This is a genomic window from Micromonospora sp. WMMD754, from assembly GCF_049315235.1.
GTDB classification, from domain to species: Bacteria; Actinomycetota; Actinomycetes; order Mycobacteriales; family Micromonosporaceae; genus Micromonospora; species Micromonospora sediminicola.
In genome coordinates this window covers 2,262,522-2,287,490 of the sequence record NZ_CP186058.1, presented here as the reverse complement: position 1 = coordinate 2,287,490, position 24,969 = coordinate 2,262,522, and the positions used below count along the sequence as shown (strand labels likewise).

30 protein-coding genes are annotated in these 24,969 nt (G+C 74.2%); 18 read left to right on the top strand and 12 right to left on the bottom strand.

Going from position 1 to position 24,969, the window contains the following annotated elements; genetic code table 11:
• Positions 1–20: 20 nt before the first annotated feature.
• Both ACN27B_RS11120 and ACN27B_RS11115 read left to right on the top strand, forming a co-directional pair.
• A complete protein-coding gene (locus ACN27B_RS11120) occupies positions 21–314 on the top strand; it encodes a hypothetical protein (RefSeq protein ID WP_091565469.1) in 294 nt (97 codons plus the stop codon).
• A gap of 112 nt (positions 315–426) precedes the next feature.
• Positions 427–795 carry a DUF5713 family protein gene (locus tag ACN27B_RS11115; protein WP_422744810.1) on the top strand — a complete coding sequence of 123 codons (369 nt, stop codon included), beginning with the start codon at positions 427–429 and terminating at the stop codon, positions 793–795.
• Positions 796–869: 74 nt separating this feature from the next.
• Here the strand turns inward: ACN27B_RS11115 and ACN27B_RS11110 are convergent, their stop codons facing one another.
• Both ACN27B_RS11110 and ACN27B_RS11105 read right to left on the bottom strand, forming a co-directional pair.
• Positions 870–1,097, bottom strand: coding sequence for a hypothetical protein (locus ACN27B_RS11110; RefSeq protein WP_422744808.1), 228 nt, complete (start codon positions 1,095–1,097; stop codon positions 870–872).
• A 15-nt stretch (positions 1,098–1,112) separates the two neighbouring features.
• Positions 1,113–1,394 carry a hypothetical protein gene (locus tag ACN27B_RS11105; protein ID WP_422744806.1) on the bottom strand — a complete coding sequence of 94 codons (282 nt, stop codon included), beginning with the start codon at positions 1,392–1,394 and terminating at the stop codon, positions 1,113–1,115.
• Positions 1,395–1,465: 71 nt separating this feature from the next.
• On the opposite strand from ACN27B_RS11105, the gene ACN27B_RS11100 reads away from it, so the two are divergent.
• Entirely contained in the window at positions 1,466–1,831 is a 366-nt protein-coding gene (locus ACN27B_RS11100) for a hypothetical protein (RefSeq protein WP_422744804.1), read from the top strand.
• A 51-nt stretch (positions 1,832–1,882) separates the two neighbouring features.
• On the opposite strand, the gene ACN27B_RS11095 is transcribed toward ACN27B_RS11100, so the two are convergent.
• From ACN27B_RS11095 to ACN27B_RS11070, 6 genes are all read right to left on the bottom strand, one after another.
• Positions 1,883–3,346: an endo-1,4-beta-xylanase gene (locus ACN27B_RS11095; RefSeq protein ID WP_422744802.1), complete on the bottom strand. Its 1,464-nt coding sequence runs from the start codon at positions 3,344–3,346 to the stop codon at positions 1,883–1,885.
• Between the two features lie 322 nt (positions 3,347–3,668).
• The gene (locus tag ACN27B_RS11090) at positions 3,669–4,466 is read right to left on the bottom strand and encodes an ABC transporter permease subunit (RefSeq protein WP_099163012.1); all 798 of its coding nucleotides are present in this window, start codon (positions 4,464–4,466) and stop codon (positions 3,669–3,671) included.
• A complete protein-coding gene (locus ACN27B_RS11085) occupies positions 4,463–5,362 on the bottom strand; it encodes an ABC transporter ATP-binding protein (protein ID WP_422744800.1) in 900 nt (299 codons plus the stop codon). Before ACN27B_RS11085 ends, ACN27B_RS11090 begins: the two co-directional genes overlap by 4 nt.
• Positions 5,359–5,730, bottom strand: coding sequence for a hypothetical protein (locus ACN27B_RS11080; protein WP_422744798.1), 372 nt, complete (start codon positions 5,728–5,730; stop codon positions 5,359–5,361). The genes ACN27B_RS11085 and ACN27B_RS11080 overlap by 4 nt, the downstream gene beginning before the upstream one ends.
• On the bottom strand, positions 5,730–6,335 hold the full coding sequence (locus ACN27B_RS11075; RefSeq protein WP_172967871.1) for a helix-turn-helix domain-containing protein: 606 nt from the start codon (positions 6,333–6,335) through the stop codon (positions 5,730–5,732). The genes ACN27B_RS11080 and ACN27B_RS11075 overlap by 1 nt, the downstream gene beginning before the upstream one ends.
• A 40-nt stretch (positions 6,336–6,375) precedes the next feature.
• Entirely contained in the window at positions 6,376–6,828 is a 453-nt protein-coding gene (locus tag ACN27B_RS11070) for a MarR family winged helix-turn-helix transcriptional regulator (RefSeq protein ID WP_422744796.1), read from the bottom strand.
• Positions 6,829–6,922: 94 nt separating this feature from the next.
• Between ACN27B_RS11070 and ACN27B_RS11065 the strand changes: the two genes are divergently transcribed.
• Positions 6,923–8,014 carry an epoxide hydrolase family protein gene (locus tag ACN27B_RS11065; RefSeq protein WP_357627484.1) on the top strand — a complete coding sequence of 364 codons (1,092 nt, stop codon included), beginning with the start codon at positions 6,923–6,925 and terminating at the stop codon, positions 8,012–8,014.
• A 49-nt stretch (positions 8,015–8,063) separates the two neighbouring features.
• Here ACN27B_RS11065 and ACN27B_RS11060 read toward each other — a convergent pair whose 3' ends face one another.
• The gene (locus ACN27B_RS11060) at positions 8,064–8,549 is read right to left on the bottom strand and encodes a carboxymuconolactone decarboxylase family protein (RefSeq protein WP_422744794.1); all 486 of its coding nucleotides are present in this window, start codon (positions 8,547–8,549) and stop codon (positions 8,064–8,066) included.
• A 166-nt stretch (positions 8,550–8,715) separates the two neighbouring features.
• On the opposite strand from ACN27B_RS11060, the gene ACN27B_RS11055 reads away from it, so the two are divergent.
• From ACN27B_RS11055 to ACN27B_RS11030, 6 genes are all read left to right on the top strand, one after another.
• Complete coding sequence (locus ACN27B_RS11055; RefSeq protein ID WP_422744792.1) at positions 8,716–9,597, top strand: RNA polymerase sigma-70 factor; 882 nt, start codon at positions 8,716–8,718, stop codon at positions 9,595–9,597.
• A gap of 26 nt (positions 9,598–9,623) precedes the next feature.
• Positions 9,624–9,917, top strand: a complete 294-nt coding sequence (locus tag ACN27B_RS11050; protein WP_099163018.1) for a hypothetical protein — start codon at positions 9,624–9,626, stop codon at positions 9,915–9,917.
• Positions 9,918–10,026: 109 nt separating this feature from the next.
• A complete protein-coding gene (locus ACN27B_RS11045; RefSeq protein WP_091565540.1) occupies positions 10,027–10,455 on the top strand; it encodes a hypothetical protein in 429 nt (142 codons plus the stop codon).
• An 11-nt stretch (positions 10,456–10,466) separates the two neighbouring features.
• Entirely contained in the window at positions 10,467–10,889 is a 423-nt protein-coding gene (locus tag ACN27B_RS11040; RefSeq protein WP_099163019.1) for a hypothetical protein, read from the top strand.
• 116 nt (positions 10,890–11,005) lie between these two features.
• On the top strand, positions 11,006–12,802 hold the full coding sequence (locus ACN27B_RS11035) for a serine/threonine-protein kinase (protein WP_099163020.1): 1,797 nt from the start codon (positions 11,006–11,008) through the stop codon (positions 12,800–12,802).
• Positions 12,799–13,380, top strand: a complete 582-nt coding sequence (locus ACN27B_RS11030) for an FHA domain-containing protein (RefSeq protein WP_422744789.1) — start codon at positions 12,799–12,801, stop codon at positions 13,378–13,380. The genes ACN27B_RS11035 and ACN27B_RS11030 overlap by 4 nt, the downstream gene beginning before the upstream one ends.
• An 82-nt stretch (positions 13,381–13,462) precedes the next feature.
• Here the strand turns inward: ACN27B_RS11030 and ACN27B_RS11025 are convergent, their stop codons facing one another.
• A complete protein-coding gene (locus tag ACN27B_RS11025) occupies positions 13,463–14,236 on the bottom strand; it encodes an SAM-dependent methyltransferase (protein WP_099163021.1) in 774 nt (257 codons plus the stop codon).
• Positions 14,237–14,351: 115 nt separating this feature from the next.
• Here ACN27B_RS11025 and ACN27B_RS11020 point away from each other — a divergent pair, with 115 nt between their 5' ends.
• A complete protein-coding gene (locus ACN27B_RS11020; RefSeq protein ID WP_098746131.1) occupies positions 14,352–14,831 on the top strand; it encodes a hypothetical protein in 480 nt (159 codons plus the stop codon).
• Here ACN27B_RS11020 and ACN27B_RS11015 read toward each other — a convergent pair.
• Both ACN27B_RS11015 and ACN27B_RS11010 read right to left on the bottom strand, forming a co-directional pair.
• Positions 14,807–17,173: a glycoside hydrolase family 65 protein gene (locus tag ACN27B_RS11015; protein ID WP_422744786.1), complete on the bottom strand. Its 2,367-nt coding sequence runs from the start codon at positions 17,171–17,173 to the stop codon at positions 14,807–14,809. The two genes, ACN27B_RS11020 and ACN27B_RS11015, sit on opposite strands and share 25 nt — an antisense overlap.
• Before the next feature lie 118 nt (positions 17,174–17,291).
• Positions 17,292–18,050 (bottom strand): prepilin peptidase, encoded by a 759-nt coding sequence (locus tag ACN27B_RS11010; RefSeq protein ID WP_422745911.1) that lies wholly within the window; start codon positions 18,048–18,050, stop codon positions 17,292–17,294.
• Positions 18,051–18,655: 605 nt separating this feature from the next.
• On the opposite strand from ACN27B_RS11010, the gene ACN27B_RS11005 reads away from it, so the two are divergent.
• Genes ACN27B_RS11005 through ACN27B_RS10975 form a run of 7 tightly spaced genes read left to right on the top strand, consistent with a single transcriptional unit; the run spans position 18,656 to position 24,954 of the window.
• Entirely contained in the window at positions 18,656–19,222 is a 567-nt protein-coding gene (locus ACN27B_RS11005) for a hypothetical protein (RefSeq protein ID WP_422744784.1), read from the top strand.
• Positions 19,216–20,169, top strand: coding sequence for a hypothetical protein (locus ACN27B_RS11000; RefSeq protein ID WP_099163024.1), 954 nt, complete (start codon positions 19,216–19,218; stop codon positions 20,167–20,169). The genes ACN27B_RS11005 and ACN27B_RS11000 overlap by 7 nt, the downstream gene beginning before the upstream one ends.
• Positions 20,166–20,831 (top strand): SAF domain-containing protein, encoded by a 666-nt coding sequence (locus ACN27B_RS10995; protein WP_422744782.1) that lies wholly within the window; start codon positions 20,166–20,168, stop codon positions 20,829–20,831. Before ACN27B_RS11000 ends, ACN27B_RS10995 begins: the two co-directional genes overlap by 4 nt.
• A complete protein-coding gene (locus tag ACN27B_RS10990; protein WP_099163026.1) occupies positions 20,831–21,664 on the top strand; it encodes a ParA family protein in 834 nt (277 codons plus the stop codon). Before ACN27B_RS10995 ends, ACN27B_RS10990 begins: the two co-directional genes overlap by 1 nt.
• Positions 21,654–23,192, top strand: coding sequence for a CpaF family protein (locus ACN27B_RS10985; RefSeq protein ID WP_099163027.1), 1,539 nt, complete (start codon positions 21,654–21,656; stop codon positions 23,190–23,192). The genes ACN27B_RS10990 and ACN27B_RS10985 overlap by 11 nt, the downstream gene beginning before the upstream one ends.
• Entirely contained in the window at positions 23,135–24,091 is a 957-nt protein-coding gene (locus ACN27B_RS10980; RefSeq protein ID WP_371682310.1) for a type II secretion system F family protein, read from the top strand. Before ACN27B_RS10985 ends, ACN27B_RS10980 begins: the two co-directional genes overlap by 58 nt.
• A 17-nt stretch (positions 24,092–24,108) precedes the next feature.
• Positions 24,109–24,954, top strand: a complete 846-nt coding sequence (locus tag ACN27B_RS10975; RefSeq protein WP_099164834.1) for a type II secretion system F family protein — start codon at positions 24,109–24,111, stop codon at positions 24,952–24,954.
• Positions 24,955–24,969: the final 15 nt, after the last annotated feature.

Below are 24,969 nucleotides of genomic sequence, written 5' to 3'. Positions count from 1 at the left end.
ATCGGAAAGGGTGTCTGCGAGTGGCCAGTGACGACTGGAAGGGCATCGTCAACCAGATCCTGTACGGGTTGATGTTCACCCCCCAGCTGGATGATGACACCGCCGGCCAGATGGCCGCGGCGATGGTCGAGCGGCGCTACTTCGGTGCCGGCCCCGACGCGTACGCGGACGCGATCGTCCAGGCGCTGCGGTACGACGGCCCGTTGACCGACGAGATCGACACGCCGCACGGCGAGGCGGGGTTCCGTGACTTCCTCGGCCGGCTCGGCACCCGGTTGGAGGCGCTGCGGCCCTGGCCGCAGACACCGGCCTGACGTCCCCCGGCCCCGAGTCCGCCGTGTCCCGCGGTGGCGGAGCCGCGCCCGCCGGTCCGGGCCGGCCGCCTCCAAGCGATGAAGTGTCGGTCCCGTGTCGCAGGATCGGTTCGTGGAATCCCCGAAGGAACAGATGACCGCGTCCCTCGCAAACCGACAGATGGCCCGGCACGCCTTCCTGGAGGAGTTGTACGCGGACGGCTACTTTCCGGGCCACGTCGTCGACAAGGGCCGCGCGATCCTGCTGCGGTTGTGTCAGCGCATCGAGGCGGAGCGCCCGCAGGACCTGGCGGCCCTCTACGCGTTGACCGACGCGGCGACGGATGAGTTCAACCTGTTGGAGGCGGAGTTCGAGGCGGCCGGCAGCGAGATCGAGACGGTGGCGCGCGAAGCGATAGGCGAGGATTTCTGGGTCGTCGCGACGAGCTACGGGTTCGCGGACGCGGACACCGAACGGCTGATCGCCAATCGGAACTGGTGAGCGGATGGGCGGGCCCACTCGTACGCAACTCGCGCCTTCGAGGTGTGGCCCCGCTCCTGGTCAGGTGGGGCCACCTAGCGGCAGAGCCCGCCGATCATCTCGTCGAAGTCGGGGAACTCCGCCCTCGCCGCCGCGATGACCTCCTCGGCGGAGGCGCGGCGGTTGGCCGCCCACCGCTGGGCGATCGCGGCGAGGCGAGCGTCCGCGCGGGGCTGATGCTCGTGGTCGGGGTACGCCGTTGCCTCCCAGGGGCCGAAGCCGTCGGCGAGCAGCCACAGGTAGGCAGACAGGTCCCGCGCCACGACGGACGTCTCGCCCTACGAGCCGAGGAACACCACCGGCTGGCGTTCGATCGGCTCGCCGCCACGCACCAGCCAGAACGCGGCCAGGCCACCGGTGCCGTCCTGCCCGAACACCCGGAACTCGGATCCGTCCTGGGCCGCGTTCCCGGTCCAGGCCCGCCACCACTCGGCGGTCTCGCCGGGGTCCAGGAACCGGTCGTACGGCTCGAAGTCGACGCCGTCCCCGTCCCGGTGGTCGAAGCCGACCTCGTGAGCTTCCGCCAGCGCGACCGGCAGGGCGCCACCATCGTCTTCCACGGGCGGCACCCTGGTGACGACGACCGACACTCCGGCCCGGTGCCGGGCCACGTCGGGTCTAGGGTGTCGCCGTGGACGATCACGCAGTCGAGTCGTACGAGCACGACGACCAGCACGAGGTGTTCCGGTCCCTGCCCTTTCCCTTCACCGATGACCGGTTCCCGGACCAGCTCGGTGCGGTCGTGCAACGAACCGTGCTGGAGGGCGTGGAACCGGCTCGGGAGATCATCCACACGGACGACAACGCGTGGATCGTCGGCGACGGCGTGAACGACCCGAACGAGCCGGATGCCGTGGTCGTCACGTGCATCCAGCACGTCGCCGAGCGGGACCCGGCCGTGGCCGGGTTGGCCGGCCTCCCGCTCGGCAAGGTGGCCCACCGGGAGGACCCCGGCCAGCCGTGGTCGGTCGAGGCCCACTCGTGGCTGGCGGAGTGACGGGCAGACGGCCGCGCGCCGTCTGCCCGTCACCCACGATGGACGGTCGGGTCAGCTGATGGGCACGAGCTGGAACCGCTGGTTCGCCTGCCCGTTGCAGTCGTAGAGCTGGACCTGCTGCCCGTTTCCGGTGCCCCAGACGTCGAGGCAGCGGCCGGACTGGACGCCCGTGATGGTGCCGTTGGAGTTGACGTTCCACTGCTGGTTGGTCTGGCCGTTGCAGCTGTAGATCTGGACGGCTGCGCCGTTGCCGGAGCCGGCGGCGTCCAGGCAGCGGCTGCCGCCGTAGATCGTCAGTTGCCGGCTGGCGGTGTAGGTCCACTGCTGGTTGGTCTGGCCGTGGCAGTCGTAGAGCTGCACGCGGGTGCCGTTGGTCTGCGACGCGTTGGGCACGTCGACGCACCGGCCGGACTGGTTGCCGAGGATCCGGTTGGCGCCGCCGGACGGCGGCGGCGTGGTCGGCGTGGAGGTCGGCGTCGCCGTCGGGGTGCCGGTCGGTGCCGGGCCGGCGGCGTTGAGGGCGTTGAGGACCGAGGTGTACGCGGCCTTCTTGTTGCCTCCGCCGTCGAACAGCAGCGGGTTCTCGTTCGAGCGCCAGGAGTCGCTGTCGCGCACGCCCCACACGGTGATGCCGATGCAGCGCGGCACGTTCAGGCACGCCTGCGTCAGCCCCGCGTACTGGGACGTGGAGGCGTTGGTGACGTCGACCTCGGTCAGCGCCACGTCCACACCGAGCGCGGCGAAGCTCGACAGCGTGGTCTGGAAGTTGCCCGGCAGGGAACTACCGCCGGTGAAGTGGGTCTGCAACCCCACACAGTCGATCGGCACACCACGGGACTTGAAGTCCTGGACCATCCGGTAGACACCCTGCGTCTTGCCGTACGACCAGTTCTCGATGTTGTAGTCGTTGTAACACAGCTTCACCGACGGATCCGCCGCCCGCGCCGTACGGAACGCCACCTCGATCCAGTCGTTGCCCGTGCCCTGCAGATTCGACTGCCGGCGACTGCCGTCCTCGTTGAACGCCTCGTTGACCACGTCCCACGCGGCCAACTTGCCCCGGTAGTGACCCATCACCCCGTTGATGTGGTCGATCATCGCCTGACGCAGGTTGCCACCGCTCAGACTCTGCATCCACCCCGGCTGCTGCGCATGCCACGCCAGCGTGTGACCCCGCACCTTCAGACCACGCTGCGTCGCCCAGTTGTAGATCTGGTCCCCGGAGCTGAAATTGAACTGACCCCGCTGCGGCTGCGTCGCGTCCGGCTTCATCTCGTTCTCAGCCGTGATCATGTTGAACTCACGACCCGCGATCGTGCTGTACGTCGAATCGTTCAACCGACTCGCCGCGATCGCCGTGCCGAAGTAACGGCCCGACTGCGCCGCCGCCGCACCCAGCGTGCTCGCCGCCTGGGCCGGACCCGGCACGATCAGCGCCGCGCCGGCCAGGGTCAGCGCGCCGGCGGCGGCGGCCGCAGCCAGACGGTAACGGCCGTGCTTCAGTAGACGTTTCATGACACTCCTGTGCATATCGGGGGATGTGCAAGGTCGTGAGGAAACGCGGGCCCGCGTACCTGCCGTGCGGGAGCCGGTGCCGCGAGGATTCTCGGGGCCCCGGCTCCGAAACTTTTCGGAAACGTACCGGTAACTTGCCCAGCAAGATACTCGCGGCTCCGTGATCGGTCAACGTCGATGGCCACGCGGGTTCCCGCGAAAAGGGCCCCGGGCAGCACCGGCACCCGGATCGAGAAGTGCCACCGAAACTTTCGGAGATCGGCCCCCCGAGCGCCACGCGTCAGGACGGGCCGGGCCGTCCGCGTGCCCCCGGCCCGGTCGGTCAGGTGACGTCCCGGCGCATCGGGACGATCACCGCCACCGCCGCGGCAACCAGCGCGTACGCGGTCAGCAGCAGCGCTCCTCCGAGCGGCGGCAGGAGGTGGACGGCGTCGCCGCCGGTCTGGTCGGACATGGCGTCGGCGAGGTAGGTGAAGTCGGTCAGCGCGGCGGTCGCCCCACCGGGCAGGACCGGATAGAGCGCGCTGACCCCGGGGATCATCATGAGCACCGGCTCGCCGAGGTAGAGGTAGCCGACCACGGCGGCGAGGGCGGCGACCTGGTTGCGCAGGAGCGCGCCCACGCCGACGCCGATGAGCAGGTAGACCGTCATCGCGATCCCGATCCGGGCGAGCAGCGCCAGCACGGTCGGCGCGGGCAGCCCGAGCGGTACGCCCCGGGCGGCCGTGACGGCGAACAGCGCCACCGCGGCGGAGCCGGCGAGAACGATCCCGTAGGCGAGGCCGACGACCGCGTGGGTGGCGAGTTTGGCGGCGAGCACGCGCCCGCGGCGCGGCGCGAACAGGAACGTGACGGCGGCGGTGCCGTGCCGGTACTCGGACGTGACCGCGAGCGTGCCGGCGGCGGCCGGCACGAACGCGGTGTAGCCGAGGATGCCGAGGACCGAGCGGAGGCCGACCTCGGTGTCCAGCCCGGGCAGGGGCGGGTCGAAGTTCTCCGGACCCACCAGCGCCATGAGGCCGACCAGTCCACCGCCGAGCAGTACGGCGGCGAGCAGCAGCCCGCGCCACATCCGGGTCGCCAGCAACCGGCGCGACTCCGCTCTGATCAGGGGCCTCATCGGGCGGCCACCGGGTCGCTGGTCAGGTCCAGGAAGAGGCGTTCGAGGTCGGCGGGCGCGGCGACCAGCTCGTGGACGCGGAGACGGTGGGCGGCCGCGAGGTCGGCGACGGCCGGCGCGTCCAGTCCGCGTACCCGGAGCTGTCCGGGCCCGGCGGGTTCGACGGCGCCGGCGGGCAGGGCGGCGGCGAGCGCATCGGCGTCGGGCGAGGTGACCAGCACGGTCGGCGGGCCGGCGAGCCGGGACAGCGGGCCGGCGGCGACGAGTTCACCCCGCCGGATCACCACCAGGTCGTCGACGAGCTGCTGGACCTCGCTGAGCACGTGGCTGGAGATCAGGACGGTGCGCCCCTCGTCGGCGAGTCGGCGCAGCAGGTCGCGCAGCCACGACATGCCCGCCGGATCCAGCCCGTTGCCCGGTTCGTCGAGCAGCAGGACCCGGGGGTCGCCGAGCAGCGCGGTGGCGAGGTTGAGCCGCTGCCGCATGCCGGTGGAGAACCCACGGGTACGGCGGTCGGCGGCCCCGGTGAGGCCGAGCAGGTCCAGCAGCTCGGTGACCCGACCGTCCGGGCAGCCGCTCATCGCGGCGTAGACCCGCAGGTGGTCGCGGGCGGTGTGGCCGGGATGGAAGGCGTTGGCGTCGAACATCGCGCCGACGGTGCGCGCCGGCTCGGCCAGTCGCGCGTACGGCAGCCCGCCGATCGTGGCGGTGCCGCTGGTGGGCGACACCAGCCCGGTCATCATCCGCATGGTGGTGGTCTTGCCGGCGCCGTTCGGACCGAGGAATCCGGTCACCACGCCGGGTGCCACGGTGAACGTCAGGTCCCGCACGACGGTCGCGTCGCCGTAGCGCTTCGTCAGGCGCGACACCTCGATCGCCAGCCGTTCGCCGCTCACGGTCGCGCCGCCGTCCCGCGCGCGATCGCGGCGGCGAGCGCCGGTGCGTCCGGAGTGGAGAGCACGACCTCGTCGAACTCGCCGCCGGCCGCCGCGCGGTCGAGCACGAGGTGCAACCCGGGTTCGCCGCGGCGGGCCGCCACGAGCTGCCGGGGACCGCCGAACAGGCCCCAGACACCGATCTTGGCGAGGCCGGACACCACGAAGCCGCGCCGGGCGCCGCGGGCCAGCCGGACCGGCTCACCCACCGGGGCGACGTGCCGGACCGCGCCGACGGGCAGCACGAACCGCTCCCGCCCGGTCCAGACGCGCTCCCATCCGGTGAACCGGACGTCGATCACCTCGCCGGTGAGCATGACGGTGGCCATCAGCTGTCCCCCTTCGTCGGGTCGGAGTCGTTCGCCGACTCCGGTGCGTCTTCGGTGCCGGTCGGCGGCAGGTCGGCGGGCATGAGGACGGTCGCCAGCAGGCGCGGTTTCCGCCCGTCGCCGGGCCGGTTGCCGAGCAGCGGGCCGACCAGCGCGTTGAACCCGGCCGCGAACTCACCCAGCTCGGCGTCGGTCAGGTGGAGCACGATCTGCTGGTAGCCGGCGCCGTCCGCGGCGAGGTCCACCCGATCCCGGGCCAGGTAGCGGGAGAACTCCGAGAGCAGGCTCGACACGAACGCGGTGAAGTAGCGCTCGTGGTCCTCGGGCGTGGCGGCGGCCAGGGCGTCGGCGTCGAGCGTGGCGCCGTGCGCGGGCAGCGCGTAGACCCGTTCGACGGCCCCGCGCACCCTGCGCCCCTCGACCACGTCGAGCAGCCCGGCCTTCACCAGCGTCGCCAGGTGCCGGTAGAGGGTGGCCTGCGGCACGTCCGGCAGCAGCTCGACCAGGTCGTGCGTGGTCAGCCGGGTGCCGGCGACCGCCCGCAGGATCCGGATCCGCACCGGATGCAGGGCCAGTTCGGCCCACCGCTCCCTCGACATCGCCATGGCGGAACGTTATCACTATTGATAGTGATAACGGTAGGGGTCAGGCCGAGTGGTGGCGCAGCACCCGGGTGAGCAGCCGGGACAACTGCGCGCGCTCCTCCGGCGAGAGCGGCGCGAGCAGTTCGTCCTGCACCACCGCGAGCCGCGTCTCCAACCGCCGCAGCTGCCGCCGCCCGGCCGGGGTGATGGTGACGACGTTGCGGCGCCGGTCGGCCGGGTCCGGCTCGCGGGTCACGTAGTCGCGGTCGGCGAGTTCGTTGAGCGCCGCGACCACGTCGCTGACGTGGATGCCGCTGCGGCGGCCGAGCGCCGCCTGACTGGCCGCCCCGAACTCGTCCAGTGTGGCGAGCAGGCGGAAGTGGTAACCGCGGGCGTCCACCGCGGCGAGCCCGTCGCCCACCATCCGTCCGGCGCGGACGGCGGTCTGGCTGATCAGCCAACTCGGCAGGCCGGCCAGTCGGGCCGGCACGACGTCCTGATCCGGAGTGTCCATGTGAGCAGCCTAACCAGAAACGTTGGTGCAACCAACGAAGCGGACCCATACTGTTGGTCGCACCAACGTTAGGACGACCAACGAAGGGCAGATCATGATCAAGCCGTTCCGAGTCGACATCCCCCAGCGCGACCTCGACGACCTCGCCGACCGCCTGGCCCGGACCCGCTGGCCCGACGAACTGCCGGACGCCGGCGCCGACTACGGCATCCCGCTGGCCCGGGTACGCGAGCTGGCCGAGCACTGGCGCACCGGGTACGACTGGCGTGCGCACGAGGCCGAACTGAACCGGTACCCGCAGTTCACCACCGAGATCGACGGGCAGAACGTGCACTTCCTGCACGTCCGCTCCGCCGACCCGGACGCGCTGCCGCTGATCCTCACCCACGGCTGGCCCGGCTCGGTGGTGGAGTTCCTCGACGTGATCGGGCCGCTGTCCCGGCAGTTCCACGTGGTCGTCCCGTCGATCCCGGGCTTCGGCTTCTCCGGCCCCACCCGGGAACGCGGCTGGGACGTCACCCGCGTCGCCCGCGCCTGGGCCGAGCTGATGCGCCGGCTCGGCTACCGGCGGTACGGCGCCCAGGGCGGCGACTGGGGCTCGGTGATCTCCACCCGCCTGGGCGGGATCGCCCCGGACAACGTCGTCGGCGTGCACCTCACCTACCTGCCCACACCCCCACCGCCGGGCTGGACGGGCGAGGGCGACCTGTCCGAACAGGACCGGGGCCGGCTGGCGCGGATCCGGCACCTCATGACGCACCGGCACCCGCACCAGATCCTCTACGCCAGCCGCCCGCAGACCGTGTCGTACGCGCTGAACGACTCACCCGCCGGCCAACTCGCCTGGATCGCCGAGAAGTTCACCGAGTGGGCCGACCCACGTTCCACCATCAGCGCGGACCGCATCCTCACCGACGTGTCGCTCTACTGGCTCACCGGCACCGCGGCGTCGTCGGCCCGACTGGTCCGGGAGAGCGCGCTCGGCGGACCGCCCGCGCCCTGCCCGCCGCCGGTGGGCGTCGCCGTCCTCCCGCACGACATCACCCGGTCCGTCCGCCCGCTCGCCGAACTGACGTACCAGATCCGGCACTGGAGCGAGTTCGACCGGGGAGGCCACTTCGCCGCCCTGGAGGTGCCGGACCTGTTCGTCGCGGACGTCCGCGCCTTCTTCGACGACCTGCGGTGAGCGCGCGGCAGGCCGGCCCGGGACCTCCCGGGCCGGCCGATCCCGCCGCTCAGGCCAGTGCCGCGGCGAACATCCCCGCCTCGTACGCCCCGCCGCGCTGGTGCACGATCACCGCGAACCGGTTCGCCGCGTTGATCAGGCCGACCAGGCAGACCAACGCCGCGACCTGGTCGTCGTCGTAGTGCTCGCGCACCAGGGCCCAGGTCTCGTCGGACACCCCCTGGTGGGCGTCGGCGAGCCGGGTGCCCTCCTCGGCGAACGCCAGCGCCGCGCGCTCCGCCTCGGTGAAGACGGTCGACTCGCGCCAGGCGGCGACCAGGTGCAGCCGGACCGCGCTCTCCCCGGCGGCCGCCGCCTCCTTGACGTGCATGTCGATGCACCAGCCGCAGCCGTTGATCTGGCTGGCCCGCAGCGACACCAACTCCTGGACGGCGTGCGGCAGCGGCGACTGCTGGAGCACCAGGCCCGCGTTGGCGAACCGCTTCATGAACTTCGCCGCGACCGCGTTCTCGAACAGGTTGATTCGGGTCTCCATCGTTCCGACCTCTCTGCTGGGGTGGTGTCGGACGACCACGAGATGCCGGCCGCCGCGCCGGCGTGACAGCGTGGCCCGGTGACCACCGACACAGCGACGGGACGTCACACCGCGCCTTCGGTCGGCGTCTGGTGGGGAACGCAGCCGAGCAGCGAAGGAGCCAGCCATGGCGGACCCGGCCACCGAGGACTTCCTCGCCCACCGGAACCTGCTCTTCACCGTCGCGTACGAGATGCTCGGCTCGGCCGCCGACGCCGAGGACGTGGTGCAGGAGACCTGGCTGCGGTGGGCCGGCGTCGACCTCGACGAGGTCCGCGACCGGCGCGCCTACCTGGTGCGGATCACCACCCGCCAGGCGCTGTCCCGGCTGCGCGCGCTGGGCCGCCGCAAGGAGTCGTACGTCGGGTCCTGGCTGCCCGAGCCGCTGCTCACCACGCCCGACGTGGCCGACGACGTGGCCCTGGCCGACAGCGTGTCGATGGCGATGCTGCTCGTGCTGGAGACGCTCACCCCGACCGAGCGGGCCGTGTTCGTGCTGCGGGAGGTCTTCGACGTCGGCTACGACGAGATCGCCGCGACGGTCGACCGGAGCCCGACCACGGTCCGGCAGATCGCCCACCGGGCCCGGGCCCACGTCGCGGCGCGCCGGCCCCGGCAGACCGTCTCGGCGGCCGAGACCCGCGACGCGCTGGAGGCGTTCCGGCGGGCGGTCGAGACGGGTGACCTCCGGTCGCTGCTCGCCGTGCTCGCCGAGGACGTGGTGCTGGTCGGCGACGGCGGCGGGATCAAGCAGGCCGTCCCGCGCCCGGTCACCGGCGTGGACAAGGTGGCCCGGCTGCTGGCCGGCGGCTGGGGCCGGGTCGCACCCGTGGCCTCGATGGAACCGGCACAGGTCAACGGCTATCCGGCGCTCGTCGTCCGGCTCCACGGCGAGCTGGACACGGTCGTGGCGGTCCGCCTCGACGACGGCCGGATCAGCGGGCTCTACGCGGTGCGCAACCCGGAGAAGCTGTCGCACATGAACCGGGAGAACACACTGCGCCGGTGAGCGGCGGGCCGTGCGACGATGCCCGGATGAGCAGCGACGTCCCGCCCGACGTGAGCGCCCTGGCCATCAACGTGACCGTCCCGGAGGCGTTGCGCTGGACCGACACCCGGCGCGGCGAGGAGTTCACGCTGACCACGCTCAACGTCCGGCTGCTGCCGGACGGGAGCCTCGCGGCGAAGGCGTACGGCCGGCCCACGGCGGGCGGGCGCGGCGCGTACGTGTCGTTCCGGGTGCCCGACCGGCCGGAGTTGGCCGCGCTGGTCGCGGCGGCGGCCGACCGGGCCGCCGCGCTCTGGGCCGCACACCGCGGCCTCGGCTGACCGGGACACCGCAGGGGAGGAAACCCTCCCCGCTTCGTCACCTGTCGGCCGCACGCCCACCCTGGTTGTCTCGGTCGAGGAACTGACCTCGACCAGAAAGCAGGGTGTCATGTCGATGCTCCGCCGTACCCTCGCCACCGCCTCCGTGGCCCTCGCCGCCGGCGCCGTCGCCCTGGTCGACGCGTCACCGGCGCTGGCCAGTACGCCGTCGAGCTGCTCCAGCGTCCGCCAGATCGGCACCACCCGGGTGCTCACCGTCGGCGGCATGCAGGCGGCGTCCGTGAAGCAGTACTACGGCTGCGGCTACAACTACGCCTACATCTACGTCTGGGAGCAGTACCGGGCCAGCCACTCGAACTGGGACCTGTACGTGCACGTCGTCGACGAGTCGGACAGTGGCACCGACTACGGCGTGGGCGAGCTGAACAACACCACCCGGGCAGAGCTGTGGGGCCGGGCGGCGAACACCGCCGCGCACTGCACCCACGTCACCGGCTACCTGAACTCGACCGGCGGGTCCACCAGCACCGTCTGCTGAAGGGGAACCACATGCGAATCAAGCGCACCGCGCTGACCATCGGCGCGGCGGCGGCCGCGCTGGTCGTCGGCCTGCAGAGCCCGGCCATGGCGTCGGACTCGTACCACGTGATGAACACCGGCGACGCGTTCGGCGGCGGCATCTTCGACTACAGCGGCGAGGCGTACTTCACCGAGCACGGCGACATCCTGAAGATCTGCGACACGGACGCCGACGGCTACGCGGTGAAGATGTACGTCAGCCTGGACGACGCGTACGGGGCGACCCGGTACAGCTTCACCCGGGGCGGCGAGGGCAACTGCGCCACCCACCGGGCCAGCGAGGGCGGCGCGTACAACCTGCCGGAGAACCGCTACATCGGCTTCCTCTTCTGCCGCTACAAGGACGGCCACGAGAGCGAGTGCCGCGCCTACCGGTTCTACAACGACTACTGATCCGCCGAAGGGGGGCGGGGCCGGCCGGCGTGACCGGCCGGCCCCGGGGCACCTCCCGACGTCGCACGCCGAGCGCCGCGGGCCGCGTCCGGGCCCATCGGTAGCATTCGACGGCGATGGTCCACAGCGAGCAGCCGGTGACGCCCGGCCCGGACGTCGATCTGGGGATCGCCGGCTGCGCCGACGCGATCGAGGTCGGCCGGGGCGGCTTCGGTGTGGTCTACCGGGCCTGGCAGGCCGACTACTCCCGCTGGGTCGCGGTGAAGGTGCTCGCCGCCGACTGGGCCGGACCGTCCCGCGCCCGCTTCGAACGGGAGCTGCGCACCCTCGGCCGGCTCTCCGGCCACCCGCACATCGTCACCCTGCACCAGGCCGGCCGCACCGCCGCCGGGAACCCGTACCTGCTGATGGCGTACGAGGAGGGCGGCTCGCTCGGCGACCGGTTGCGCGCCGGGACGGCCGGTGACTGGCGGACGGCCGTGGCCGGCGGGATCGCGGTGGCCGGCGCGCTGGAGACCGCGCACCGGGCCGGCGTGCTGCACCGCGACGTGAAACCGGAGAACATCCTGGTCTCCGGCTACGGCGAGCCGAAACTCGCCGACTTCGGCCAGGCCCGCCCGGACGCCGAGCGCGCCGGCTCCCGCGCCACGGTCACCGCCAGCGTGCTGCACACGGCCCCGGAGGTGCTGCGCGGCGAGCCGGCTTCGGTCGCCTCCGACGTCTACGCGCTGGCCTCGACCGTGCTGCACTGGATCCGCGGCGCGCCGCCGTTCGCCCCGGCCGACGGCGAGCCCACCCCGTCCCTGCTGCGCCGGATCACCGTCGACCCGCCCCCGGACACGCGCCCGCTCGGCGTACCCGACGAGGTGTGCGCGGCGCTGGACCGCGCGCTGGCCAAGAAGCCCGCGCGGCGACCGGGGTCGGTGGCGGAGTTCGCCGCCGACCTGCGTGCGGCGCAGGCGGCGGCCGGCCTGCCGGTGACCCCGTTCGTCCTGGGTGACGTGTCCGCCGACCCGGCGCCGCCGCCGGCCGCGCCGGCCGACCGGCCCCGGTCGCTGTCGGCCCGCCGCCGCGCGGCCCTCGCGCTCTCCGCCACCGTGACCAGTGCCACCGGGGTACGCGGGCGCGTGCTGCGCCGGTCGGCCGGGCTGGCGGTCGCGGTGGCGGCCGTGCTGGCCACCGGGTACGCGCAGGCGCCGCCGACGCCCGCGCCGGTGGCCCTGCCGGACCGGCTGGCGCTCGGAGAGCTGACCATGCACGCGCAGTCCGACGAGCGGATGGTGCAGGTCCGCAACCGCAGCGACCACCCGGTGACGCTCGGCCCGGTGGCGGTGACCGGCCCGTCCCGGGACGCGCTGCGGATCACCTCGGACGGGTGCGGGACGAGTCGACTCGCCCCCGGCGAGGGGTGTGCGGTCGGGCTGGTCGCGGTGCCCCGGGAGGCGGGGCCGCTGCGGGCGGTGCTGGAGGTGACCGTGGCCGACCGACGGTTCGGCACCCCCGTCTCCGGCACGGCCGCGCCGCGCCGGGCAGTCCAGGACGACGCCCCGCCGGGCCGCTGCTACGCCGACGCCCACCAGGTCGGCGCGTCGGCCTACGGCTACGCCGGGGGCCTGCGGGCCATCTCGGTGAAGCAGTACTGGTCGCCGAGCTGCCGGACCGCGATGGCGTACGTGTGGGTGTGGAAGCAGTACCGGGACAACATCTCCACCGGCGGCGGCACCTGGACCGTGGACGTGGCGGTGCGCGGGGACGGCCCGGACACCCGGCAGCGCGCCGCCGGGCAGGCGTACGAGCTGTGGACGGAGCCGTCGCCGTCGACCGGGCGCTGCGTCACCGCCACTGCCACCGTGACGGTGACCCGCTCCGGCGAGGCGACGTCGGCTGCCACCGCGCCGTGGTGCGACCGATGACCGGCGGCTGGTTCGAGGTGCACGGGACCGGTCCGGTCCGGCTGGTCCCGCTCAGCCCGGACGCGCTGACCATCGGTCGCGCGCCGGACAACGAGCTGCCCATCGACGACCGCCAGGTGTCCCGGCTGCACGCGCTGGTCGAGCGTTTCCCCTCCGGTTGGATCATCCGCGACCTGGGCAGCACCAACGGCACCACGGTCAACGGCGCCCCGCTGCGCGACGCGCGCACCCTGCACGACGGGGACCGGGTGGAGATCGGCCCGGCGCGGCTGGTGTTCCGCGCGCCGGCGAAGCACGGCACGAACACGCTCGCGGTCGAGCCACCGCCCGCGCCACCGCCCCTGACCCGCCGGGAGCGGGAGCTGCTCGACGTGCTCTGCCGCCCGTATTCGGACGGTGGCCTGGCGTTCCCCGAGCCGCCGTCGGTGCGGGTGCTGGCCGGCGCGCTGGGCGTGAGCGAGAGCGCGGTCAAGAAGCACCTGACTCGCCTCTATGACAAGTTCGACCTGGTCAGCAACGACGACCGGCGGCGGGCCCGGCTGGCCGCGGAGGCGGTGCGCCGGGGCGCGACCGGTTGACCGGTCTGCTCGGCGGCCGGGTGCGCCGGGCCGGCGGGCGGCCGGGTGTCGTGCGGCTCTCCAGCGCGTCCGGCCGGACGGCTCAGCGGCGGACGCCGACGCCGCCGTAGCCGTGCGACACGGCGGCCCGGGGCTCGCCGTCCGGCCGCCAGTCGGCCAACCGGACCAGGCCGGGCTCGACCACGTCGTAGCCGTCGAGGAAGCGGGCCACCTCGGCGTGGGTGCGGGGCACCAGCGGCGCGCTGCTGCGCCGGTAGACCGCCGTGCCGGCCTGGGCGGGCAGCGGCGGCGCGCCGTCCAGGGTCAGGTGGGAGACCGCGAGCATGCTGCCCGGGGCGGTGGCGTCCCGCAGTCGCGCCACGGCCGCCCACGGGTCGTCCGCGTCCGGCACGAAGTGCAGCACCGCCACCAGCAGCAGCGCCACCGGCTCGGTCAGGTCGACGGTGGCGCGCAGCAGCGGGTCGGCCAGCATCTCGTCCGGCCGCCGCAGGTCGCCCCGCAGCACCACGGTGCGGCCGTCGGTGGGCAGCAGCCGCCGGGCGTACGCCACGGCGACCTCGTCGTGGTCGACGTAGACCACCCGGGCGTCGGGGGCGACCGCCCGGACCACCTCGTGCACGTTGCCCTGGGTGGGCAGGCCGGCCCCGACGTCGAGGAACTGGCGTATCCCCTGCTCGGCCGCCCAGCGCACGGCCCGGCGCAGGAACGCGCGGTTGGTCTGGGCCGCCACGCCGGTGTCCGGGAAGATCTTCAGGATCTCCTCGGCGGCGGCCCGGTCGGCGGCGAAGTTGTGGCAGCCACCCAGGTAGTAGTCGTACATCCGGGCGACGTTGGGTCGCGTCTCGGCCTCCGTCACGCCCTGATGTCTAGCACTCTGGGCGACACACCGCTGACCCGACGTGTCCGTGATCCGCTTGCCCACGCGGTTGACCTGGTACGACGGTGGGACCAGCCGATTCGAGGAGGTACCGATGACCGGTGGACGGAAGACCGTGGAGGTCGACCCGGTGGTGTTCCGCGCCGTCTACGACTCGCCCGCCTCGCTGCCGGGGCGGCACCGGTGGACCACGCCGGAGGCGGACGTGCGGCGACTGGAGAAGCTGCTGAACATCCCGGCGCGCAGCGTCGGCGCGCCGCTGTGGGTCAGCGGCGACGAGCCGGACTGCCCGAAGTGCGGGCGGCGGGTGACCTGGTACGACATCGTCTCCTCGGCGCTGCACGAGGTGCACGACCGGGCGATGATCGCCCGGGTGGTGCTCGGCGAGCGGAAGTACGTCAACACCGAGGTGCCGGAGGCGATCCCCGGTGTCCACTGTGCCGACTGCCGCACCCCGATCACCGGCCTGCGCAGCTTCAAGTGCCACAACTGGGCGTACGCGTTCGAGGCGCTGGAGGAGATCGTCGAGCGGATGTCCGGCGTGCCCGCTCAGTCGCCGCCCGCCGCCTCCTGAGCGCGCCGGGCGGGGCGACGGCCGGGCGGGGAGGACGGCTCGGGGCCGGGGTCCGGCACCGGCGGCATCGGGCGGGTGACCGACGCGCCGCCGGTGACGCGCAGCCGCTCGCCGTGGTGCCACAACTCGACCGCGTCGCCCGGGCCGGCGTCGGGCAGCGCGTAGCCGGCCGTGTCCGGGGTGAGCGTGACCCGCAGCCGGTGCCCGTGCCAGCGCAGGTGGAACACCAGCCGGGTGATCCGGCGGGGCAGCCGCGGGTCGAAGGAGAGCACGCCCCGGTCGTCGCGCAGCCCGCCGAAGCCCTGCGCCACCACCAGCCACGCCCCGGCCAGGGACGCCAGGTGCAGCCCGTCGGCGGTCTTGTCGCCCAGGTCGGCCAGGTCCTGGAACGCCGTCTCGGCGAGCAGGTCGTACGCCAGATCGAGGTGGCCGACCTCGGCGGCGAGGATCGCCTGCGCGGACGCGGACAGCGACGAGTCCCGGACCGTGCGGGCCTCGTAGTAGGCCAGGTTGCGGGCCTTCTCCTCGGCGGTGAACTCGCCGGGGCAGCGCAGCATGGCCAGGACCAGGTCGGCCTGCTTGACCACCTGCCTGCGGTACAGCTCCAGGTAGGGGAAGTGCAGCAGCAGCGGGTAGTCGTCCTCGCCGGTGCCGGCGAAGTCCCACTCCGGCTGCTCGGTGAAGCCGGCCGACTGCTGGTGCACGCCGCGCTTGCCGTCGTACGGGACGTGGACCGCGTCGGCGGCGGCCCGCCAGCCGGTCACCTCGGCCGGGTCGACGCCGAGCCGGTCGGCCACCTCCGGGCACCGCTGGACGGCGTCGGCGGCGCCGCGCAGGTTCCGCCGGGCCATCAGGTTGGTGAAGATGTTGTCGTCGACCAGGGCCGAGTACTCGTCCGGGCCGGTGACACCGGTCAGGTGGAAGGCGCCGGCGTCGTCCCAGTGGCCGTAGCCGTGCCACAGCCGGGCGGTCTCGACGAGCACCTCGGCGCCACACTCGGCGAGGAACGCGGTGTCCCCGGTGGCCGCGACGTAGCGCAGCACCGCGTCCGCGACGTCCGCGTTGACGTGCAGGCCGGCGCTGCCGGCCGGCCAGTAGCCGGAGCACTCCCGGCCGCCGAGCGTCCGCCACGGGAAGGTCGCCCCGGTCAGCCGCAGCTCGGCCGCGCGCTGCCGGGCCTCGGGCAGGTGGGCGTGCCGCCACCGCAGCGCCGAGCGGGTCAGCTCCGGCGCCAGGTATGTCAGCACCGGCAGCACGTACCCCTCGGTGTCCCAGAGCACGTGCCCGTCGTAGCCGTTGCCGGTCAGGCCCTTCGCCGGGATGGTGCGGTCGCCGTCGGCGCGGCCGGACTGGATCAGGTGGAACACCGCGAAGCGCACCGCCTGCTCCAGCTCCGGGTCACCGGCCAGCTCGACGTCGGCGGTGGCCCAGGCCGCGTCGAGGGCGGCCCGTTGCGCGTCGAGCAGGGCGTCGAACCCGTCGGCCCGGGCCGCGTCCGCCTCCGCGACGACCAGGTCGGCCAGCTCGTCGGCCGGGGTGCCGTCCACGTCCGCGCACTCGTACGCGGCGAACTTGGTGACCCGGATCCGCTCACCCGGGCGCAGCGGACCGGTGAGCGCCAGCCGGAACCGGTCACCGGTCAGCTCGGCGTCGGTGGCCGTGTCGTCGGGGGCCGCGACCCGGTGCGCGACCGCCACCGCGACCCGCTGGCCGCTGCGTTCGGTCCGGTGCACCAGCACGCCGTCGGTGCCGTCGTGCCGGCCGGTCTCGGCGGTGAGCGGGTCGTGGATCACCGAGGCCGCCCGGGGGTCGTCGGCGCGTTCCGGCACCCGCTCGTTGGCGAGCAGGTCGGAGCAGATCCGCACCGGGACCGGGCCGTCCAGCGGCTCGACCGTCCAGTCGACGGCGGCGACCGGCCGGCGGGGCAGCGAGACCAGCCGGGTGCTGACGACCCGGACGCCCCGCCCGCCCGGTGAGATCCACTCGGTCTCCCGGCGCACCACCCCGGCCCGCAGGTCCAGCTCCCGGTGGTGCCGCCGGATCGTGCCGGTGCGCAGGTCCAGCGGCTCCCCGTCGACCCAGAGCCGGACCAGCGCGGCGTTGGGGGCGCTGATCACGGTGTCGCTGCGTTCGGGGAAGGCGTACCCGCCCTCGGGGTAGCTCAGCTCGTGCCGCTCGTGGAACCCGTTGAGATAGCTACCGGGCATGCCGTACGGCTGGCCCTCGTCGAGCGTGCCGCGCCAGCCCACCCAGCCGTTGGCCAGCGCGAACACCGACTCGGTCTCGCCGATCCGGTCCAGGTCCGCGCTGGTGCGCCGGATGCGCCATCCGTCGTGCGACACGTGCCCTCCCGGGTTCGGTGCGTGGACCGCCACCGAACCAGACCCGGCTGGGAGGTGGCTGGGATCCCGCTACCCGCGGCGGGCCGCGCGGCCACCCGGGGGTGTCCGAGCACACGGCTCAGGTGGCCAGCACCAGCGTGACCGCGCTGGCCAGGACGAGGAACGGCCCGAACGGCAGGTGGGCCGACCAGCGGACCCGGCGGAGGACGAGCAGCACCACCCCGGCCACGCCGGAGAGGGTCACCGCGAGGACCAGGCCGGCCACCAGCACCGGCCAGCCGTACCAGCCGAGCAGCGCGCCGGCGCCCAGCGCCAGCTTGGCGTCGCCGAGGCCGAAGCCGCGCCGACCGAGCAGCAGGGTGGTCGCCGCGAAGCCGGCGCCGAGGGCCAGCCCGGCCGCGGTGGCCCGCAGCCACGGCGACGGACCGGGCCCGGCCAGCGCGGCCACCCCGAGAAGCACCCAGGTGCCGGCCGCGGCGGGCCAGGTCAGGCGGTTGGGCAGGCGGTGGGAGGCGGCGTCCACGAGCGCCATGGGCACCGCCCAGCCGAGCCACCAGGCCAGCGCCAGGCGGGTCGCGGGCGGCCCGCCGGCCAGGACCAGCGCGGTCACGGCGGCCAGCAGCGCCACCTCCACCAGCGCGGGTGGCGCGCCGACCCGGGCCCGGCATCCCGGGCAGCGGGCGGTGGGGCCGAGCGCCGGCAGGGGGCGGTCCAGACCGATCGGGGTGCCGCAGGCGTCGCAGGCCGCGCGGTCGGGGGCGTCCGGCGGTACGGCGTAGCGGGCCACCGCCAGGCGGACCGGCGGCACGACCGTGAGGACGGCGAGCAGCCGGACGACCGGGCGGGACGGTACGGCCGCCGGGGCGGCGCGGTGCACCCGTTCGGCGGTCACATCAGTGCTCCCGTCCGGTCGCCGACCGTTCCACTCTGGAGCACGCAGAGTGAAGTTCGGCCGAACACCGGCGGGCGGACGGCGGGACGAACGGCCTCCGGCGCGCCGCCCGCGTCACCGGGGCGACCTGCGACGGCGGCGCGTCCCGGGCCGGCCGGGGCGGCAGGACGGATCGGACTCGCGGGTCGCACCCCACCCATACCGGCGGCCGCCGGCCCGGCCTCCGGGGGCACGGCGACGGGTGCGGGTGGGCGCACTCCCGCCCCCGGGAGGGCCGGCGGTCGCCCGCCGCTCACCGTCCGGCCATCCACCGGTCGCCACCACCCGTCTTCACTCACCGTGTTCACGTGAATTGCCTCTGTTGCATCGGCCGACGTCAGCCTATGCTCGCCCCTTGGGTACGACGCAACCCCCCGATCAATAGGCGTCGGAGGCCGACCGAAGACATCAGTTCCCCATTCTTGAAGATCAGCACAGGTAAATGCACGCGGTGGCGGTCGAGGCCCGGCCGGACAGATCCGGGCGCGCTTCCGCATGCCCGGAGCGGGTCGGATCGACCGCACCGGGCCGGCACCGAGGAGGGCTCGGCGTTGCGCACACGGCAATCCCGTCGATGGGAAATCTGCCTGCTCAGCCTCGCGCTGACGGTCGGCGCGGCCGGCTGCGGCAGCGGGCCGGAGGCGACGACCGGTCCGCTGACCGGGCGCGCCGCCGCACCCGTCGCCCATTCCGACGCCGAGGAGAACGCCGCCGCCAAGGCCGCGCTCGCCGCCTATTCCGGCTATCTCGACGCGTCCCGGACGGCGAGCGCGCGCAGCGATCCCGGGCATCCCGCACTGCCCCGTTTTCTGGCCGATCCACTGCTGACCCGGGTCCGGCTGGCAATTCGTGACGCGAAGGAGCACGGCGCGATGCGTACCGGAAAACTGGTTTCCGACCCCACCGTCGTCTCGGTCGACCTGGCCGCCGACCCGCCCACCGTCGAGATCCAGGACTGCCTCGACGCGCGCGACTACCGGCTCGTCACCGTCAAGGACCGCAAGACCGTGCCCGGCACCCGCGGCCGTCGCTACCTGGCCACCGCGACCGCGGCCCGCTACCCCGACGGCCGGTGGCTGGTCAACACCGGCGCCGCGCACCAGGACCAGCCGTGTTGACCTGGGGAGGTGGGGGTGCCCCGGCCCGCCGGACCCGGGCCGGGGCGTCCCGACGGCTGCTGCTGGCCGCCGGCCTGGCGGCGCTGCTGACGTTGACCGGCGCGCCCGCGCGTGCCGCCGACCCGGGCGGCTCCTGCCCGCCCGACCAGACCGACTGCGACGTGTGGGACGACGACCCGGGTGTCCCGGGCGGCGGCGGCGGACCGGGCGGCGGCGGGAACGACGGTGGCGGGGGCGGCAACGGCGGCGGCACCGCGAAGTGCCAGTGGAACGGTCAGGTCGTCAAGTGCTACGACGACCTGCTCGGCTGGTTCAACAACAGCGACGGGTGCTACTACAAGCTGACCGAGCCGCAGCTGCCGGCGCCGGCCGGCCAGCAGTGGTACACCGCCAGTTGCGTCGGGGGCGCCACCGGCCAGCAGGGCAACGTCCTGCTCGCCGCCCCGCCGCCCGGCTTCGGCACGCCGCCCGACCCCGAGGAACTGGCCCGCCGCGCGCTGGCCTCGATCTCGCTGCTGCCGCCCCGGGTCGCTGTCGCACCCCGGCGCAGCAAGGGACCCGGCCTGGTCGGCCTGCCGGTCTGGATGTGGGCCAGCCCCGGCCCGTCGTACTTCGGGCCACTGTCCGCCTCCGCCTCCGACCGGGGGCTGACCGTCGAGATCACCGCGAAGGTGGACCGGATCGTCTGGCACATGTCCGACGACATCGACGTCACATGCCACGGGCCGGGCACCCCCTACGACGCCGACGGCCCGGACGCCGGCGCGGCCTCGCCCGACTGCGGCCTCCCCCACGGATACCCGACGGCGGCCACCTACCAGGTCAGCGCCACCACCTTCTGGACCGTGGAGTGGTCCGGCGGCGGGGAGAGCGGCGTGATCCCCCAGAGCCGGGTCAGCGGTGTGGTCCCGGTGCAGATCAACGAACTTCAGGTGGTGACCCGATGAGTGTGGTGGCGTCCCGGAACGGGACCCCGGTGGAGGCGCCGGTGGCGCCCCCCAAGGTGGTCCGGCAGCGGCGGATCCGGCCCGGCCTGCTGGGCCTGGCGATCCTGCTGATCGCGGTCGGCGGGCTGGGCGCGGCGTTCGCGGTCACCTCGGTGCGGTCCACCGGCAGCTACCTGGCGGTGGCCCGGCCGGTCGAGGTGGGCCAGCAGGTCACCGCCGACGACCTGGTGCCGGTCCGCGTCTCCGGCGGGCGCGAGCTGCGGCCGGTGCCGGCCGACCGGGTGAAGGACGTGCTGGGCCTGCGGGCCGCGGTCCGGCTCACCCCGGGCACGCTGCTCACCCCGGCCCAGCTCACCGACGCCCCGCTGCTCGGCCCCGGCCAGCAGCAGATCGCGCTCGGGCTGGAGCCCGACCAGGTGCCGGCCCGCAAGCTGCACCCCGGCGACAAGGTGCTGCTGGTCAGCACGCCGGACGCCAGTGCCAACGGCAGCGCGGCGGCGCGCGCCGGCGGCACCCGCTTCGAGGGCACCGTGATCGACACCGCGACGCCGCAGAACGACGACACGGTCGTCTACCTGGCGCTGGCCGTCCGGGACGTACCGGCAGTGGTGGCGCTGGCCGCGGACGACCGGATCGCGCTCGTGCTGACCGAGGCCGCCTGATGGCGATCATCGCCCTGGTCTCGGCGAAGGGCTCGCCGGGCGTCACCACCACCGCGCTGGCCGCGGCGCTGAGCTGGCACCGCCGGCTGGTGCTGGCCGAGTGCGACCCCGCCGGGGGCTCGATCCTCGCCGGCTACCTGGGCGGGGCGCTGGACGGTCCGCGCGGCATCGGCGAGCTGGCCGTCGGCGAACTGCGCGACGGCAGCCTGGAGAGCGCGTTCTGGTCGCAGCTGGTCGACCTGGACGCGCCGCGCCGGGAGCGGCTGCTGCTGCCCGGCGTGGTCGACCCGGCCCAGGCCGGCAGCGTGATCCCGCTCTGGCAGCGGTTCGCCGACTACTTCACCGGCCTGGAGCGGGGCGTGCCGCCCTACGACGTGCTGGTCGACTGCGGCCGGCTGGCGGTCGGCGGTCCACCGTGGCCGCTGCTCCGGGCCGCCGCGGTGGTGCTGCTGGTGACCCGCGCGCACCTGCCCGACCTCTCCGCCACCCGGGCCACCATCCGGGCGATCGAACGCGACCTCGGCGAACACCGCGTCCCCCCGGGCACCCTGCGCCTGCTGGTGGTCGGGGACGGGCACGGCACCAGCGAGATCAGCAAGGCGCTGCGGCTGCCGGTGATCGCCCGGCTGCCGCACGACCCGCGTACCGCCGAGGTGCTCGGCCACGGCGGCACCGTGCGCGGCAACCGGCCGCTGATGCGCGCGGCCGGCGCGTTGGAGGTGCCGATCCGGGCGCTGCTGGACCGGCGCCGGGCCCGGTTGGCCTGGCCCGGCACCACCGCCGCGCGCGCGGTGGCCGAACCGACCGCACCGGGGGTGCCCGGTGCGGTTTGAGCCGGTCTCCCACGACCCGCGCGGGCAGCAGCCCGGCGTCGTCTCCACGGTCCCGCCGCTGGCCCCGCCGAACGGTCGGCACCAGGTCACCGCGCCCGCGCCGGCGGCGCCGCCGGCGCCGCCGCGCCCCCGGGTCGACTTCGCGGTGGTCCGCGAACTGCGCCGGGAGCTGAGCGAACGGCTCACCCACTGGCAGCGGGGGCGGGAGTTCGACGCCGACGCCGAGGAGGTCGAGCGGGCCCGGCTGGCCGTCGCGGTCGTCTCCGCGTACGCGGACTCGGTCCGCCGGGGCGGCACGCCGATGCCCGCCGACGCGGAACGGCTGCTGCTCGACCAGGTGACCGCCGAGCTGGTCGGCCTGGGCCGGCTCCAGACGCTGCTGGTCGACGACACCATCGAGGAGGTGCACATCCTCGGCTGCGACCAGGTGCGCATCACCCGGCACGGTGGCGGCGTCGACTGGGCCGAGCCGATCGCCGAGACCGACGACGAGCTGGTGGAGATCCTCCAGGCGGCGGCCCGGCGGGCCGGGGCGACCGAACGATCGCTCTCCACCTCCAAGCCCACCCTCGACCTGCAACTGCCCGACGGCAGCCGGCTGGCCGCCGTGTTCCTGGTCAGCCACCGCCCGTACGCGGTGATCCGCAAGCACAACACGCTCGCGGTGAGCCTGGAGGACATCGCGGGCGGCCGAGCCGACCTGGACGAGATGATCGACCCGCTGCTGCGCGACTTCCTCCGCGCGTCCATGCGGGCCGGGCTGAACATCATGGTCGCCGGGCTGGCCGGGGCCGGGAAGACCACCGTCATCCGCGCGCTCATGGACGAGATCCCGGCCGACGAGCCGTACGTGCTGCTGGAGGAGAGCCGGGAGCTGCTGCCGGCGCGGCGCGGGCACAAGCACCGGGCGGTGATGAGCTTCGAGTCCCGCGAGGGACACGGGGAGCGCGGGGCCGACGGGCGACCCGCCGGTGAGGTCAGCATCGCCGACCTGATCCCGGTCTCGCTGCGGATGGGCGTGCTGCGGATCATCGTCGGCGAGGTGCGGTCCCGGGAGATCGTGCCGATGCTCCAGGCGATGACGACGAGTCGCGGGTCGATGTGCACCATCCACGCGCGTACCCCGGCGGGGGTGAGCGAACGGATCATCGAGCTGGCGCTCTCCCACGGCCGGGAGATGACCGTCGACCAGGCCCGCCGGATGGCCGGCAACGCGCTCGACCTGATCGTCTACGTCACGGTCGACGACGAGACCGCGATCGGTGGGCGCAAGCACCGGTTCGTCTCGCACGTCGAGGAGGTCATCGGCGTGGGCGAGGGCAACCGGATCACCACCACCACGGTCTTCGGCCCGGGACCGGACGGCCGGGCGGTCCCCCGCCACCTGCCCGAACGGATCCGCGACCAGTTGCTGCGGGTGGGCTACGACGCCCGGCTGCTCACCCGGTTCGTCGAGGCCGGGATGGGCGCCTGGCGGCGGCCCCGGCACACCCGCCTCGGGCGGCGGCCGAACGGGGGCCCGGCGTGACCCGGATCGAACTGATCGCGCTGGTCTCCGGTGCGGCCTGCGTGGCCGGGCTGGTGCTGACCGTGGTCGCGCTGGTCGGCACCCGCCGGCCACCGAGGTCGGCGCCGGGCGGCGCCGGGCCGGGCCTGAGCCGGCTCTGGAACGGCTCCGGGGCGAGCCGCGCCGACCGGCAGCGGCACCAGCTCCTGCTCGGCGTCGCCGTGGTGGCCGGCGCGGCGGCGTTCCTGCTCACCGGGCTGCCGGTGGTCGGCCTGCTGGTGGCGCTCGCGGTGCCCGGCGTGCCGTGGCTGTTCGCGGTCGGCCGGGCCGAGCAGCGGGCCATCGCCCGGGTGGAGGCGGTCGGCGAGTGGACCCGCCGGCTCAAGGACATCTCGGCCACCGGGCAGGGGCTCCAGCAGGCCATCATCGGCACGATCGCGACCGCGCCGGAGGAGATCCAGGAGGAGGTGCGCACGCTGGCCGCCCGTCTCCAGGCCGGCTGGCTGGCGCGCTCCGCGCTGCTCGCCTTCGCCGACGAGATCGCCGACCCGGTCGGCGACCAGGTGGTGGCCGCGCTCATCCTGCACCTCACCGACCGGGGCGAACGCCTCGGCGACGTGCTCGGGTCGATCGCCGGCGCCGCGTCGGCCGAGGTGGCCACCCGGCGCGAGGTCGAGGCGAAGCGGACCCAGCCCCGGTTCGCGGTCCGCTTCCTCACCGGCATGACCCTGGCGACGCTCGCGTACGGGCTGGTGAACAGCGACTACATCCGCCCCTACGGGACCGTCACCGGGCAGCTCGTGATGGCGGTGCTCGGTGCGGCCTTCATCGGGCTGCTGGTCTGGGTGCGCTCGATGAGCCAGCCGCCGCGTCCGGCGCGCTTCCTGCCGGCGCCCGACCTGGAGGAGGCGATCGCGTAGTGGTCCTCAACTGGCAGATGACGATCGCGGTGCTCGGCGGGTGTGCGGTCGGGCTCGGGCTGTTCCTGGTGGTCCGCGAGGCGTTGCCGGCCACCCCGGCGCTCGGACCGGCCCTGCGTCGGCTGCACCAGCCGCCCGGCCAGGCCCCGGCGGCGGGCGCCGGGCCGGACTGGTTGGGCGGCTTCGCCCGCTGGCTGCGGCCGCCGCACCGCCAGCTCGCGCTGCTCGACCGGACCCCCGAGCAGTACGCCCTGTCCGTGCTGCTCTCCGCGCTGGTCGGCTTCGCCACCCCGGCGGTCGCCTCGGCCGTGCTCTTTCTGGGCGGGGTGGCGCTCCCGGTGGCCGTACCGGTGCTGGCCAGCCTGGGCCTGGCGCTGGTCGCCGGCCTGCTCGCGCACCGCTCGGTGCTGGCCCGGGCCGACGCCGCCCGGGACGAGTTCCGTCAGGCGGTCTGCACCTACCTCGACCTGGTGGCGTTGCAGCTCTCCGCCGCGCACGGGCCGGTGCAGTCGCTGGAACGCGCGGCGGCGGTCTGCGACGGCTGGGTGTTCGACCGGATCCGGGAGGCGCTGCGGCTCGCCCAGCTCCAGATGCACTCGCCCTGGGACGAGTTGCAGGAGCTGGCCGACCGGATCGGCATCCCGGAGCTGGGCGACGTGGGCGCGATCATGCGCTCCTCGGGCAGCGAGGGCGCCCAGGTGCACGAGACGTTGCGCTCCCGCGCCGACTCGCTGCGCGACCAGATCCGCACCGACAACCTGACCCGGGCCGAGGGGGTGACCAGCAAGTTGGACATCCCCGGCTCGCTGCTGGTCTTCGTCCTGCTCGGCTTCGCCGTCTACCCGTTCATCGCCCGCCTGTGATCCCACCCCGAGAAG